Here is a 13,225-nt window from a genome sequence, read left to right as displayed (position 1 = left end):
CGTTCAGACCAGCGCCAGCACCTCGCTCAACGACTCGATCGTCTCCAGCCCCGTCTCGCCGGACAGGTCCTGGTGTCCGAACGAGCAGTGCACGAAGCGTGTCCCGAGTGCTTCCGCGATTTCCCGGTCGTGGTTGGTGTCCCCGACCAGGAGCACCTCTTGAGGTGCGGCGCCGATCCGGCCGATCCACTCTGCGATGACGTCGGCCTTTGATGCCGCGTGCGCGTCTGCGATGCTCAGCACTTCATCGAAGACATCGGTGATCGCGTGCGGATGCAACTGTCGGTGTAGGGCGTCGGTGACCGTGGCGGACGCGAGGATCTGCGGGACGCCGCGGCGGGCAAGCTCCGCGAGAGTGGAGCGAGCATCCGGCCTCAACTGAGCATCCGCCACCGCGAACTCGAGGAGGGACAGATAGCGATCAGCTGCTGGCACGAACTCGTCGTCGGAGATCCCCGCATCCGCATAAAACTCACGGATCGGGAATCGGAAGCTGCGACGATAGCTCTCCCGGTCGGAGAACGCCAGCTGCGCCCGCTCGAAGAGCACCTGGTTCATGACCGTGCGACAGATGTCGACGTCATCCAGCAGGGTCCCATTCCAGTCCCAGCACACAACGCTCGTTCGCATCCCTCGACGCTAACAGTGTTGAGCTACGCGAGCTCGATGAGGTCCTGGTACTCCTGGCTCCAGATGTCCTCGACACCGTCCGGAAGGATCAGCACGCGCTCGGGGTTCAGCGACTGCACGGCCCCCGGGTCGTGCGAAACGAGAACGACGGCACCCTCGTAGTGCGCCAGCGCGTCGAGGATCTCCTCGCGCGATGCCGGGTCGAGGTTGTTCGTGGGCTCATCGAGCAGCAGCAGGTTCGCGGATGACACGACCAGCGTCGCCAGCGACAGACGAGTCTTCTCGCCACCGGAGAGAACTCCGGCCGGCTTCAGCACATCGTCGCCGGTGAACAGGAACGATCCGAGAACTCGGCGCGCTTCCATCTCGGTGATGTGCGGGGCCGCAGAGACCATGTTCTGCAGCACAGAGCGCTTCACGTCTAGGTTCTCGTGCTCCTGGGCGTAGTACCCGATCTTCACGCCGAACCCGGGCTCGAGCACACCGGTATCCGGCTCGTCGACACCGGCGAGCATGCGCAGCAGCGTCGTCTTGCCCGCACCGTTGAACCCGAGCACGACGACTTTGGAACCGCGATCGATCGCGAGGTCGACGTCGGTAAAGATTTCCAGCGAGCCGTACGACTTCGACAGGCCGGTGGCCATCATCGGCGTCTTTCCGCACGGTGCCGGCTTCGGGAAGCGCAGCTTCGCGACGCGGTCCTCCTGACGCACGCCGTCAAGACCCGCGAGCAACTTCTCCGCGCGGGCGACCATCTGGTGTGCAGCGGCGGCCTTGGACGCCTTCGCGCCGAAGCGGGCTGCCTGCAGCTGTAGCGAGGTGGCCTTCTTCTCGGCGTTCGCACGTTCTTTCTTACGACGCTCGGCGTCGGCTACCCGCTGATGCAGGTAGTTCTTCCAGTTCATGTTGTAGATGTCGATGCACTGACGGTTGCCGTCAAGGTAGAACACCCGGTTCACGGTCTCGCCGACGATATCTACATCGTGACTGATCACGATCAGTCCGCCCTTGTAGTTCTTCAGGAACTCACGCAGCCACACGACACTGTCGGCATCGAGGTGGTTGGTCGGCTCGTCGAGGATCATCGTCTCGGCATCAGAGAACAGGATGCGAGCGAGCTCAATGCGCCGACGCTGACCGCCGGAGAGAGTGGACAGCGGCTGATCGAGGATGCGGTCGGGCAGCGAGAGGTTGTTGGCGATGGACGCCGCCTCTGCCTCTGCCGCATAGCCTCCGAGGCCTTCGAACTGCTCGGTCAGGTTGCTAAAGCGACGCATCGCCTTGTCGGCAACAGCCTGGTCAGTGGATGCCATATCTTCAGCGGCTTTGGTCAAGCCCAGCTGAATCGTGCCCAACCCTCGTGCATCCAGGATGCGCGTACGCGCGAGCATCTCCGGGTCACCGGTGCGCGGATCCTGCGGCAGATATCCGAGCTCACCCGATTTCGTGACCTTCCCACCGGAGGGCAGCAGTTCACCTGCGAGCACCTTGGTGAGGGTGGTCTTGCCGGCGCCATTGCGTCCGACCAGTCCGATCTTGTCGCCGTCGGAGACGCGGAACGACACGCCATCCATAAGGAGGCGGGCGCCAACGCGTATCTCGAGTTCGTGCACGGCAAGCACAGCAATGGTCCGATCGTCAGGGAGGGGATGGATTGGCCCGCGTGTCGTGGAGACACTGGTTTGATACAAACGCTGGGCCAGCCTCTCAGTATAGATCGCCCCGCCTGTCAGGACGCCGACAGCCAGCGAACTGATCACCCTGAAGTATGACGAGGTCGATACCTCAGAGTGATGTGCTGGCCGAGGCCCAATACGTAGGTTCTACAGGTGGACATCCTCAATGAACTCATCCTGCAGGCCGCTGCCTCCCCTTGGCTGTACTTAGTGATGTTCGCGACGGCCGTCATTGACGGCTTCTTCCCGCCGATTCCGAGCGAGACGGTGCTGGTCGCCGCGGCCGCCGTCGCTGCATCCACCGGCGAGGTCAATCTGCCGCTCCTCATCGCCGTTGCCGCGCTCGGAGCCGTGATCGGCGACAACATCGCCTACGCGATCGGCCGTTCTGTGGGCACCAGACGTTTCGCCTGGATGCGCCGTCCTCGAGTCGCCGCGGCGTTCGAACGCGCACAGCGCACGCTCAACGGCAATGGTGCTCTGCTGATTCTCGGCGCCAGATACATCCCGGTCGGCCGCGTCGTAGTGAACATGTCTGCAGGCGCACTCGGATACTCCTGGCGACGTTTTCTGCCAATCAGCGCCGTCGCCGGACTCACCTGGGCGATCTACAGCGCTCTGATCGGGATGCTCGCAGGCCACTGGCTGGAAGATCAGCCGTTTCTCAGCGTGGTCTTCGGCGTCGCCTTCGCTCTCGTGATCGGACTGATCATCGACCGCGTCGCTGCTGCTCGCCGCCGCCGCGTCGCGGCCGTGGTTGCGGACACCGCGGCGGTAACGACAGCGCCAGTTGCAACGACGGTGGCAAGATGACACTCATGGATCGACCACGCGGGCGTCTTGAGCGCCGCACCATCGCCGTGATCATTCTGGCGGCCGTCATGGTCGTGCTGTTCTCGATCATCGTTCCGATCCACACGGGTCTGTATGGGACGTACGTTCCGCTGGCATTCCTACTCGGAGCGGCGATCTGCGCTGCCCCGCTGGTTGCGCTCACCCACCCCCGAACTGGCATCGCCCTGTTCTGCGTCCCCACATTCCTGCTTCCGCTGTTCGTCGCGGCCGATCGGGATCCGTTCTGGCCATGGCCATGGTCGGTACCGGCGCTGCTCGCCTTCGTGGTCTTCGTCGCGGTTGTCACCTACCAACATGGCTGGCGGCTTGGACTCGTTCCGCTGCTGATCAGCCTCGCAGGATCCCTCATCGCACCCCTGCAATTCCCCCAGGCTGCGACAGCCAACAGCGTCACCGCTGACCTCATCGTCACCGCATCCGTCACCGGCGTCGCCTACCTCCTCGCTGTGCTGCTCGCCGGCCGCGTCCGCCTCGGCGAGGAGCTCGACCGAGAGCGTGAGGTCTCCGCCGGCGAGCAGTCGCGCCGGCTGATGGTCGAGGAACGCACCCGCATCGCCAGAGAGCTGCACGACGTGGTCGCTCACAGCATGTCGGTCATCCAAGTACAGGCATCCACGGCGCGCTACCGGATGCCGAATCTCCCTGCAGATGCCATCGCAGAGTTCGATGACCTCGCCGCCACCGCACGTGGCTCCCTCACCGAGATGCGCCGTCTGCTTGGCGTGCTGCGCACGGAGGATCAATCCGCTGAGCTCGCGCCACAGCAGGGAATCGAAGACATTCCGGCGCTTGTCGATAGCATCCGCCGCGCTGGAGTCGACGTCGGTTTGGAGCTCGTCGCTGCCCACGTCGCCGCGGCGCCGGCCGGTGTGCAGATCGCCGCGTTCCGCATCGTTCAAGAATCGTTGAGTAATGCCGTCCGCCACTCGCCAGGCTCGAGCATCTCGGTACGCGTGCACATGGACGACGTCACCGTTCGCCTCCGCGTGCACAACACCACGTCCACGGGCGACGCGCCCACCCAGTCGAGTGGACATGGACTTCGCGGGATGCAGGAACGCGTCGCCCTCGTCAACGGTAGCCTTGAGGCCGGTCCTGACGCGGATGGTGGATGGACCGTCAACGCTGTCCTCCCCTGGGCTGCGTAACCGGTACGGCACACCCGCCGAAGGAGACTGCGTGAGCATCGAAGTACTCATCGCCGATGATCAGGCGATGGTGCGTGCCGGATTCGCGGCACTCCTCGACGCACACGACGGCATCACCGTGACGGGCCAGGCGGCCAACGGCACAGAGGCCGTGTCGCTCTCGGCTCGGCTCGATCCCGACGTGATCCTGATGGATGTGCGGATGCCGGAGCTCGACGGTATCGAGGCCACCAGGCGCATCCTGGGCCCGTCTTACCCGGCGGCCAAGATCCCTCGCATCCTCATGCTGACGACGTTTGACATCGACGACTATGTCTACGACGCGCTCCAGGCCGGAGCCAGCGGGTTTCTTCTGAAGGACGCCCTGCCGGAGGAACTCGTGCACGCTGTCCGCGTGATCGCCGCGGGCGATGCGCTGCTCTCTCCGAGCGTCACCCGCCGGATGATTGCACAGTTCGCGTCTCAGAAGCCGAGAGCCACAGCATCCACGAATCTGCTGGCTGACCTGACCGATCGTGAGCGAGAGGTGCTCGTACTCATCGGACAGGGCCATTCGAACAGCGAGATCGCCGCCGCCCTGTTCATTGCGGAGCAGACTGTGAAGACACACGTCGGCAAAGTGCTCGCGAAGGTCGGCGCACGCGACCGCGTGCAGGCCGTGATCTTTGCCTATAACACTGGGCTCGCCGAACCCGCCTGACGATACTTCAGTAGGGGCGTGACAACACCATGGGGTGATGTGACGGCCTGCGCCTGATCCATAACCTCCTCGAATAGCCACCGAGGAGGAGCCCATGTCCATCATGGATCTGCGACGAGTCAAGGTCGCCCCCGTTCAACAGCACTCACACACCCCACGTGACACCGGCATCGACCTCGTGCGTGCCCTGTGCGTACTCGGCGTGGTCATGCTGCACGCACTGATGGTCGGAGTCACCGTCACCGACGCCGGTCCCCTGTTCGCGAATGCGAGCGACGGAGCCTGGTGGACCACGCCGCTCAGCTGGGTGCTGCAGGTGATGCCTTTGTTCTTCGTGATCGGCGGCTTCGCCGGGTACACGTCCTATCTGCGTGCGGGGCAGCGTGGCGGCGCGGCGACGGAGTTCGTCGCCGCACGCATCCACCGACTGCTCCTGCCCGCCGTGTGCACGATCGCGACGGTCGGCATCGTCCTGACGGCGTTGCTGCTCAACGCCGTTCCCGCAGACCTGGTCTCGATCGCCGGCTACCGCTTCGGGCAGCCACTGTGGTTCCTCGGCGTCTTCCTACTGTGCCAGGCGTTACTCCCTGCCCTGGCCACCGCACATCGCCGCGCGCCGTGGCTGACGATCGGGCTGCTCGCTGCCACCGCCGCTGCGGTAGACGCGGTACGCAACACAACCGGAATCGACGGCATCGGCTTCGTGAACCTCGCGTTCGTCTGGCTTGCACTGCAGCAGCTCGGTTTCTTCTTCGCCGATGGACGCATCGACGCCCTCACCCGTCGCACTCGGATGCTGATCGCCGGTGCTGCGGTCGCCGCGTTGCTGCTCAGCTTCGCACTCGGCGTGCATTCCCCCGACCTCATCGCGAACATCAACCCACCCACAACGGCGTTGCTGCTCGTTGGCGTCGCGCACACGATGGTGCTGTCGCTGATGCGTCTCCGCCTGGCCGAGTGGAGCCTGCGCCCACTCCCCACCGCGTTTCGGAAATTCGTGACACCACGTGCCATGACCATCTATCTCTGGCACATGCCGATATTGCTCGCGATGGCGGGAGCGAGCGCGGTGTTCGCAATTGTGACGGGTGTCGCCCTACCGGTGCCGAGCAGCGTGGAATGGTGGATGACCCGGCCACTGTGGCTCGCGGTCGTTCTCGTGCTGACGGCAGGCGTCGCCTATCTTCTCGCCGGGATTGAATCGCGGCGCGTCCCCGCATCGACGCGCTCGTCGCGGCGTCTATTCGTCGCCACGACGATGGGACTCATCGCCATCGTCGAACTGCTGGTGTTCGGTGCGACACCGCTCACCACCGCCATCGCGGCCGGTCTCCTCGTCGTCGCCCTCCGCCTCGCGCGGCTGGGCTCACGGAGGACGGATCAGTTCCGACCGGCGACAATCGGTCGTGATGATTCCGCTGCGTGTCCGAGCCGGAGCCCAGGAACCACCGCGACGATCGCCAGCACGATGCAAAACACGAACACGACGACGAATGCGTCGGGGCCTCCGCCGAGTGTCGCCACGCCGAGCCCCGCGAGTGCAACCGCGACGGCCGAGCCAGTGGCATCCGAAATCGAGAGCGCGGAAGAGTTGAATCCCTCGCTCCCCGGAGCCGAGTACGCCAGCGTCAACACGGTGAGCCGCGGGTAGAACAGACCCATGCCTCCCCCTGCGAGTGCCCACCCCACCACGATGATGATCGGCGACGCCTCGGTGACTGCCGTGACCAGGACCGCAAGCAGTGCGGCGAGAACGAGCGCAAGGCTGATCATCGCGATGCGGCGATTCCCGAGCGATTCTCCGTATCGGCCCTGCAGCGCGGATCCTCCGGCCCAGGTGAACGCCGCCAACATCAGGGCGATGCCTGCCCACGTCGGCGAGAACTCGAACTGGGCCATGAGCAGGTACGGGATGTATGCCTCGGTGGCGAAGAACGCACCGGCGACGAGTCCACGCACGAGCACGACGCTCGGTAACCCACGCGCCGAACGCAGTGTTCCCCTGGGCACGAGTGGAAGAATCGCGATGCCGATGATGAGAACGGCGACGGCGGCGGTCGGCCAGCCGATGAGCGGAGGAGCATCGGCGGCAAGTCCGACGCTCACGGCAGAGACCGCGAGCACGACGGCGAGCATGAGCCGCACCCAGACGCCTCCGGCCTGGCTCGCTGCGCCGGCTCCGAGATCGAGCCCGCGCAGCCGCACGGCGATCACCATAAACGCACCGGCGGTGAGCACAGCCACCCCAAGGAAGGCCCAGCGCCAGTCCAGGAACTCAGCCACCGCACCGGCGAGGAACGGCCCGATCATCGATGGCACCACCCAGGCGGCCGCGAAGGCTGCGAAGACCCGTCCATGCAGGTGAGGCGGGTACAGCCTCGCGACGACGACGTAAAGCGCGACGGTCTGACCGCCCGCGCCCAGCCCCTGCACCAGCCGGCCGAGGAGGAACTGCTCCATCGTGATTGCGAAACCGGAGATGAGGAGCCCGATGATGAACAGGGACACCGCCGCGTACAGAGCACCACGTGGCCCGCGGGCATCTGACCACGCACCACAGGCGACCATGCCGATGACGCTGGTGGCGAGCGTGCCCGCGAATGCCACAGCGAAGAGCGCCTCGCCGTCCAGCGCCTCGCTGACCACAGGCATGACTGTCGTCATCGCGAGAGCCTCGATCGCGCCGAGGAAGATCAGCGCGATGGCACCCACTGTGACCCAGAGACGTTCCCGGTCCCAGATCGAGGCCGGCTGTGTCTCATTCATGCGGCGCCGAGCGCAGCCATGCGGGTGATGGCCTCAGTGATGATCTCTGGGCTGGTGCCGAAGTTCAAACGCACGTGTCCGGCGCCCTCTACTCCGAACGCTGGTCCATAGTGCAGTGCCACCTTCGCTTCACGCAGGATGCGCTTGGAGGGGTTGTCGCCCCAGCTGAGGGCTGTGAGGTCGATCCAGGCGAGGTATCCGGCATCTGGAATCCGAAAACGCGCCGCGGGCAAATGTTCGGCGAGCAGCCTTGCAACCAGTCGCCGGTTCTCGTCGAGCGTGAGCAGAAGGTCGTCCAGCCACTCGTCGCTGGACTCGGAGAACGCCGCGATCGCAGCAAGCAGACCGAACTGTCCGGTGCGCCAGAACACTTCAACAGGCATCCCGCGCACCACCCGAGTGGTCTCATCGGATGCCGTGACCATCAGCGCGCATTTGAGACCCGCGAGGTTGAACGCCTTGCTGGCGCTCACGACGGCGTAGCCGACGGCACGTGCGGCATCAGACACATTCAGGAATGGCGTAAATCCTGCATCCGGCTGCGCGAGCGGTGCGTGGATCTCATCGGAGACGACAACCGCACCATGCGCTGCGGCGATCTCAGCGAGGGCAGCAAGAGATGCGGCAGAATGAACGGTGCCGGTCGGATTGTGTGGGTTGCACAGTAAAACTGCACGCGCACCAGAGTGAACCTGGTCACGGATCGCGTCGAGATCCAATTCCCATTCTGCGCCCGTGTCGCGTAGCGGCACACGCTCGACGATGCCACCAGCCTCCTCGACGACATCGAAGAACGGCGGGTACACCGGAGTGGTGACGATCACGCGATCGCCGGGAATGATCACACGCCGCAGAATCTCGACGATGCCCATGCTGACGTCTGCGGTCGAACGAATCCGCTCCGGATCCACCGTCCAGCCGAACCTCCGTTGCGCAAAGCCCGCATAGGACTCGGCGAGCGGCGTGCGCGAGGCCGTGTAGCCGGTGTCACCACTGGCGACTGCACGCTCGAGCGCCGCCGTGATCGCGGGCGCGAGCGCGAAGTCGGTCTCCGCGACGAACAGCGGCAGCACGTCGGCGGGGTACTCCCGCCACTTCGCGCTGGTGCGCTCACGCAGCTGCTCGAGCGGGAGCGCCCTGACCAACCCGGTCACGTCACTTCTCCGTTACGTCGCTACTCGGTCACGTCAAATAGCGAAGCCGAGGGCGCGCATCATGTCGCGTCCGTCGTCCGTGATCTTCTCAGGACCCCACGGCGGCATCCACACCCAGTTGATGCGGAACCGATCGACGACGGCGTCCAGCGCCTGCGCCGTCTGCTCTTCGAGCACGTCGGTGAGCGGGCACCCTGCGCTGGTCAGCGTCATGTGGATGACAAGAGCGTCATTCTCGTCATCCCAGCCGAGGTCATAGATGAGCCCGAGGTCGACGACATTGATCCCGAGCTCAGGATCCATAACGTCCTTGAGCGCTTCGGTGACCTCGTCGAACTTCTCTGGTGCAAGCGTCGCGGTCATGTCCTCAGCCTACGCTTCGATTGGGGCCGAGGGGTCAAGGAAGCGGTCGTAACCTTCGTCCTCGAGGCGGTCAGCCAACTCAGGTCCGCCTTCTTCCACGATCTTTCCCCCCACGATGACGTGTACGAAATCGGGGCGGATGTAGCGGAGAATGCGGGTGTAGTGCGTGATCAGCAACACACCGAGCCCGGTGTTCTCCTTCGCCCGGTTCACGCCTTCCGACACGATCTTCAGCGCATCAACGTCAAGGCCGGAGTCCGTCTCGTCCAGCACAGCGAACTTCGGCTTGAGAACCTCGAGCTGAAGAATCTCGTGACGCTTCTTCTCGCCACCGGAGAAGCCTTCGTTCACGTTGCGCTGCGCGAACTTGGGGTCCATGCGCAGGTTCGTCATCGCGGACTTGACGTCCTTGGTCCAGGTGCGGATCGCGGGCGCTTGGCCGTCGAGTGCCGTCTTGGCCGTACGCAGGAAGTTCGTGACCGTCACGCCAGGAATCTCGACCGGGTACTGCATCGCAAGGAAGAGTCCGGCGCGGGCGCGCTCGTCGACCGTCATCGCCAGCACATCGGTGCCGTCGAAGGTGATGGTGCCACTGGCAACGGTGTACTTCGGGTGCCCGGCGATCGTGTACGCGAGGGTCGATTTTCCTGAGCCGTTCGGGCCCATAATCGCGTGGGTCTCACCGGTCTTCATGGTGAGGTTGATTCCGTTGAGGATCGGGGTCGTACCCGCCTCGGTGTCGACCGTCACATACAGGTCGCGGATCTCAAGAACAGACATTCAAACTTCCTTCGTCACAGTGGGATCAATGAGCACATCGTCGCCGTCGATCACGACGACGTAGACCGGAACGGGCTCATAAGCGGGGAGATTCTGGGGGATGCCGGTGCGCAGCGAGAACGCCGAGCCGTGTGCCCAGCATTCCAACGTGTCGCCTTCGACGAAGCCCTCGGACAGCGAGATCTCTCCGTGGGTGCAGACATCGCCGATGGCGTGGACCTCACCGGCGGAGTCGAGAACGACCGCCATGGGCACGCCGTCGAGCTCTACCCGCATCGGGGCGTCCTGTTCGAGCTCGCTGAGTGCGCATGCGCGCTGAGCGCTCATACGTCGGCCTTTGCAAGCTCGGTGTCGATCGCCGCGAGCAATTCGCTCTCCAGCGTCGGGAGGCCGAGTCGCAGCACGACATCCACGAGGAAACCGAGCACGACCAGTCGACGGGCTTCTTCCTCGGAGATACCGCGAGACTGCAGGTAGAACAGCTGCTCATCGTCAAAGCGTCCGGTGGCGCTGGCGTGGCCCGCACCGAGGATGTCTCCGGTCTGGATCTCGAGATTTGGGATCGAGTCGGCGCGTCCACCCTCAGTGAGTACCAGGTTTCGGTTGGCCTCATAGGAATCGGTGCCGGTGGCATCCGCTCCGATCAGGACATCGCCGATCCAGACGCTGTGTGCGCCCTTGCCCTGGAGTGCGCCCTTGTAGAGCACGTCGCCGATGGTGTGCGCACCCTTGTGGTGCAGATACACCTGGCTCTCGAGATGCTGGCCGGCATCCGCGTAGGTCAGACCGTACATCTTTCCTTCGGATCCGGTGCCGGCGAGCTCGACGTTCGGGTTCACTCGCACGATGCCACCGCCGAAGCTGATGACGAAGTGCTTGAGCGTGGCGTCGTTGTCGACGCGCGCCTGGTGTGATGCCGCGTGCACGGCGTCATCTTCCCAGCGCTGGACGGAGATAACCGTCAGATGGGAACCGGCGCGGGCGATGATCTCGACGTTCTGCGCGTACTGGGCCGAGCCCAGGTGACGCAGAACAACGGTTGCGGCACTGTGCTCGAGAGCCTCGATCACGATGTGCGCGTCAGCACGCTTGTCAGCGCCCTGGCCGGTGATCGTGATGAAGATCGGCTCAGCGACCTCTTCATTACGTGGGATGCGCACGTGCATACCCTCGGCGGCACCCTGCCATGCCACGGCCGCGACGATGTCTTCAGGAACGAAGAACTCGCCGCGCGGAGCGACACCAGCAGCCAGCGGCTCGCCGATGTACTGCGCACCCGTCGTGATCTCGTAGGTGACGCCGTCGTTCTGCTCAGCCGGTGCGAACAGGCTGGTGAGCTTTGCTACCGGCGTGTGCTTCCAGTTGACCTCGCGGCCGGTCGGCGTGCCGAAGTCTGCAGGCTCAAAGGAGCGCGGGCGCTCCGAGCGAGTCTGCACGGGGACGAATCCTGCGTCGGCCACCTTGGCGGCCGGGTCAATGTGCGCGTTCGTCTGCTGCGCCTCGCTGGGCGCTGTCGTAGAGGCGGTCATTCAGCCGACCGATCCTTCCATGCCCATTTCGATGAGCTTGTTCAATTCCATCGCGTACTCCATCGGCAGCTCGCGTGCGATCGGCTCGATGAAGCCGCGGACGATCATCGCCATGGCTTCAGTTTCTGCCAGGCCGCGCGACTGCAGGTAGAAGAGCTGCTCTGCGCTGACCTTCGAAACCGTGGCCTCGTGGCCGAGCTGCACATCGTCGACACGAATATCGATCGACGGGTATGTGTCCGAGCGCGACTGAGTATCAATCAGCAACGCGTCGCAGACAACCGAGTTCGCCGAGTGATGAGCGGCAGGATCGACCCGCACCTCGCCGCGGTAAGCGGAACGGCCGCCCCCGCGAGCGATCGACTTCGAGACGATCGATGACTGCGTGTACGGCGCCATGTGCACCATCTTTGCGCCGGCATCCTGGTGCTGGCCCGGTCCGGCGAACGCAACAGAAAGAGTCTCGCCCTTGGCGTGCTCCCCCATCAGGTAGATCGACGGGTACTTCATCGTCACCTTGGAGCCGATGTTGCCATCGACCCATTCCATCGTCGCGCCTTCGTGCGCAACTGCACGCTTGGTAACGAGGTTGTAGACGTTGTTCGACCAGTTCTGGATCGTCGTGTAGCGAACGCGTGCGTTCTTCTTCACGATGATCTCAACGACAGCCGAGTGCAGCGAGTCCGACTTGTAGATCGGGGCCGTGCAGCCCTCGATGTAGTGGATGTAGCTGTCTTCATCGGCAATGATCAGCGTCCGCTCGAACTGACCCATGTTCTCGGTGTTGATGCGGAAGTACGCCTGTAGCGGGATCTCGACGTGCACGCCCTTGGGGACGTAAACGAACGAGCCACCAGACCACACGGCCGTGTTAAGGGCGGCGAACTTGTTGTCGCCGGCGGGAATGACGGTGCCGAAGTACTCTTCGAAGAACTCGGGGTGCTCGCGCAGCGCCGTGTCAGTGTCCATGAAGATGACGCCCTGTGCTTCCAGATCCTCGCGGATCTGGTGGTAGACGACCTCGGATTCGTACTGAGCGGCGACACCGGCGACAAGGCGCTGGCGCTCAGCCTCGGGGATGCCGAGCTTCTCGTAGGTGTCGCGGATCTCCTTCGGGAGATCTTCCCAGGACTGTGCCTGCTTCTCCGTCGAGCGGACGAAATACTTGATGTTGTCGAAGTCGATACCGCTGAGGTCTGCACCCCAGGTCGGCATCGGTTTGCGGCCGAAGAGCTGATAGCCCTTCATGCGGTTCTTCAGCATCCATTCCGGCTCATTCTTGAGAGCCGAGATGCCGCGCACGACGTCCTCGGAGATTCCGCGCTTCGCGATGGCACCTGCGGCGTCTTCATCGTGCCAGCCGAATTCATACACCCCCAGACCATCGAGTTCTGGGCGGTCGATCAGCACATCCGACATCACACTCTCCTTGTTGGGCCTCAACGGTGTCATCCGCCCCGACACCTCGGCCTCGTCGAGTACGCGAGGTGGGTGCCGCTGGTGGGCCTCATCACGGACGCATTCTTCGCGCCTAAACTGTTGCTGATGCGTCTCGCGCTGAGCGCACGCATCGCAACAATCCGATTCTACAGGTTCCCCCTGACAAACGGGCCGCGCCCGTCTG

12 protein-coding genes and 1 pseudogene are annotated in these 13,225 nt (G+C 64.1%); 4 read left to right on the top strand and 9 right to left on the bottom strand.

Annotation, left to right across the window (positions count from 1 at the left end; translation table 11 throughout):
• Nucleotides 1-3: 3 nt before the first annotated feature.
• Both ACSU04_RS00915 and ACSU04_RS00910 read right to left on the bottom strand, forming a co-directional pair.
• Nucleotides 4-630, bottom strand: coding sequence for an HAD family hydrolase (locus ACSU04_RS00915; RefSeq protein ID WP_439288143.1), 627 nt, complete (start codon nt 628-630; stop codon nt 4-6).
• Nucleotides 631-653: 23 nt separating this feature from the next.
• Nucleotides 654-2,252 (bottom strand): ABC-F family ATP-binding cassette domain-containing protein, encoded by a 1,599-nt coding sequence (locus ACSU04_RS00910; protein WP_439278008.1) that lies wholly within the window; start codon nt 2,250-2,252, stop codon nt 654-656.
• A 207-nt stretch (nt 2,253-2,459) separates the two neighbouring features.
• Between ACSU04_RS00910 and ACSU04_RS00905 the strand changes: the two genes are divergently transcribed.
• The 4 genes and pseudogenes from ACSU04_RS00905 to ACSU04_RS00890 all read left to right on the top strand — a co-directional run.
• On the top strand, nt 2,460-3,119 hold the full coding sequence (locus ACSU04_RS00905; protein ID WP_439278007.1) for a DedA family protein: 660 nt from the start codon (nt 2,460-2,462) through the stop codon (nt 3,117-3,119).
• Between the two features lie 5 nt (nt 3,120-3,124).
• A complete protein-coding gene (locus ACSU04_RS00900; protein WP_439288142.1) occupies nt 3,125-4,309 on the top strand; it encodes a sensor histidine kinase in 1,185 nt (394 codons plus the stop codon).
• Between the two features lie 31 nt (nt 4,310-4,340).
• Nucleotides 4,341-5,009, top strand: coding sequence for a response regulator (locus ACSU04_RS00895; RefSeq protein ID WP_439288141.1), 669 nt, complete (start codon nt 4,341-4,343; stop codon nt 5,007-5,009).
• A 94-nt stretch (nt 5,010-5,103) separates the two neighbouring features.
• A pseudogene (locus ACSU04_RS00890) lies at nt 5,104-6,189 on the top strand (acyltransferase family protein); the annotation flags it as partial.
• Between the two features lie 200 nt (nt 6,190-6,389).
• Here the strand turns inward: ACSU04_RS00890 and ACSU04_RS00885 are convergent.
• From ACSU04_RS00885 to sufB, 7 genes are read right to left on the bottom strand one after another with little or no spacing between them, the layout of a single operon-like run.
• On the bottom strand, nt 6,390-7,775 hold the full coding sequence (locus tag ACSU04_RS00885; RefSeq protein ID WP_439288140.1) for an MFS transporter: 1,386 nt from the start codon (nt 7,773-7,775) through the stop codon (nt 6,390-6,392).
• A complete protein-coding gene (locus ACSU04_RS00880) occupies nt 7,772-8,929 on the bottom strand; it encodes a MalY/PatB family protein (protein WP_439288139.1) in 1,158 nt (385 codons plus the stop codon). Before ACSU04_RS00880 ends, ACSU04_RS00885 begins: the two co-directional genes overlap by 4 nt.
• A gap of 33 nt (nt 8,930-8,962) precedes the next feature.
• Entirely contained in the window at nt 8,963-9,292 is a 330-nt protein-coding gene (locus ACSU04_RS00875) for a metal-sulfur cluster assembly factor (protein ID WP_439278002.1), read from the bottom strand.
• 9 nt (nt 9,293-9,301) lie between these two features.
• Complete coding sequence (gene sufC, locus ACSU04_RS00870) at nt 9,302-10,072, bottom strand: Fe-S cluster assembly ATPase SufC (protein WP_439278001.1); 771 nt, start codon at nt 10,070-10,072, stop codon at nt 9,302-9,304.
• Nucleotides 10,073-10,399, bottom strand: a complete 327-nt coding sequence (locus ACSU04_RS00865) for a non-heme iron oxygenase ferredoxin subunit (RefSeq protein ID WP_439278000.1) — start codon at nt 10,397-10,399, stop codon at nt 10,073-10,075.
• Entirely contained in the window at nt 10,396-11,601 is a 1,206-nt protein-coding gene (sufD, locus tag ACSU04_RS00860) for a Fe-S cluster assembly protein SufD (protein WP_439288138.1), read from the bottom strand. The genes ACSU04_RS00865 and sufD overlap by 4 nt, the downstream gene beginning before the upstream one ends.
• Nucleotides 11,602-13,020, bottom strand: a complete 1,419-nt coding sequence (sufB, locus tag ACSU04_RS00855) for a Fe-S cluster assembly protein SufB (protein ID WP_439277998.1) — start codon at nt 13,018-13,020, stop codon at nt 11,602-11,604.
• Between the last annotated feature and the right edge of the window lie 205 nt (nt 13,021-13,225).

The organism is Microbacterium sp. A84 (genome assembly GCF_051842815.1).
Classification (GTDB): Bacteria; Actinomycetota; Actinomycetes; order Actinomycetales; family Microbacteriaceae; genus Microbacterium.
Note: the sequence above shows the minus strand (reverse complement) of the source record. Positions and strands in the feature narration are given on the sequence as shown.

Bases quoted from the DNA above. Each gene is read 5' to 3' on its own strand.
- ACSU04_RS00915 (WP_439288143.1), bottom strand. From the start codon at position 630: ATGCGAACGAGCGTTGTGTGCTGGGACTGGAATGGGACCCTGCTGGAT.
- ACSU04_RS00900 (WP_439288142.1), top strand. From the start codon at position 3,125: ATGGATCGACCACGCGGGCGTCTTGAGCGCCGCACCATCGCCGTGATC.
- ACSU04_RS00885 (WP_439288140.1), bottom strand. From the start codon at position 7,775: ATGAATGAGACACAGCCGGCCTCGATCTGGGACCGGGAACGTCTCTGG.
- ACSU04_RS00875 (WP_439278002.1), bottom strand. From the start codon at position 9,292: ATGACCGCGACGCTTGCACCAGAGAAGTTCGACGAGGTCACCGAAGCG.
- sufC (WP_439278001.1), bottom strand. From the start codon at position 10,072: ATGTCTGTTCTTGAGATCCGCGACCTGTATGTGACGGTCGACACCGAG.
- ACSU04_RS00865 (WP_439278000.1), bottom strand. From the start codon at position 10,399: ATGAGCGCTCAGCGCGCATGCGCACTCAGCGAGCTCGAACAGGACGCC.
- sufD (WP_439288138.1), bottom strand. From the start codon at position 11,601: ATGACCGCCTCTACGACAGCGCCCAGCGAGGCGCAGCAGACGAACGCG.
- sufB (WP_439277998.1), bottom strand. From the start codon at position 13,020: ATGTCGGATGTGCTGATCGACCGCCCAGAACTCGATGGTCTGGGGGTG.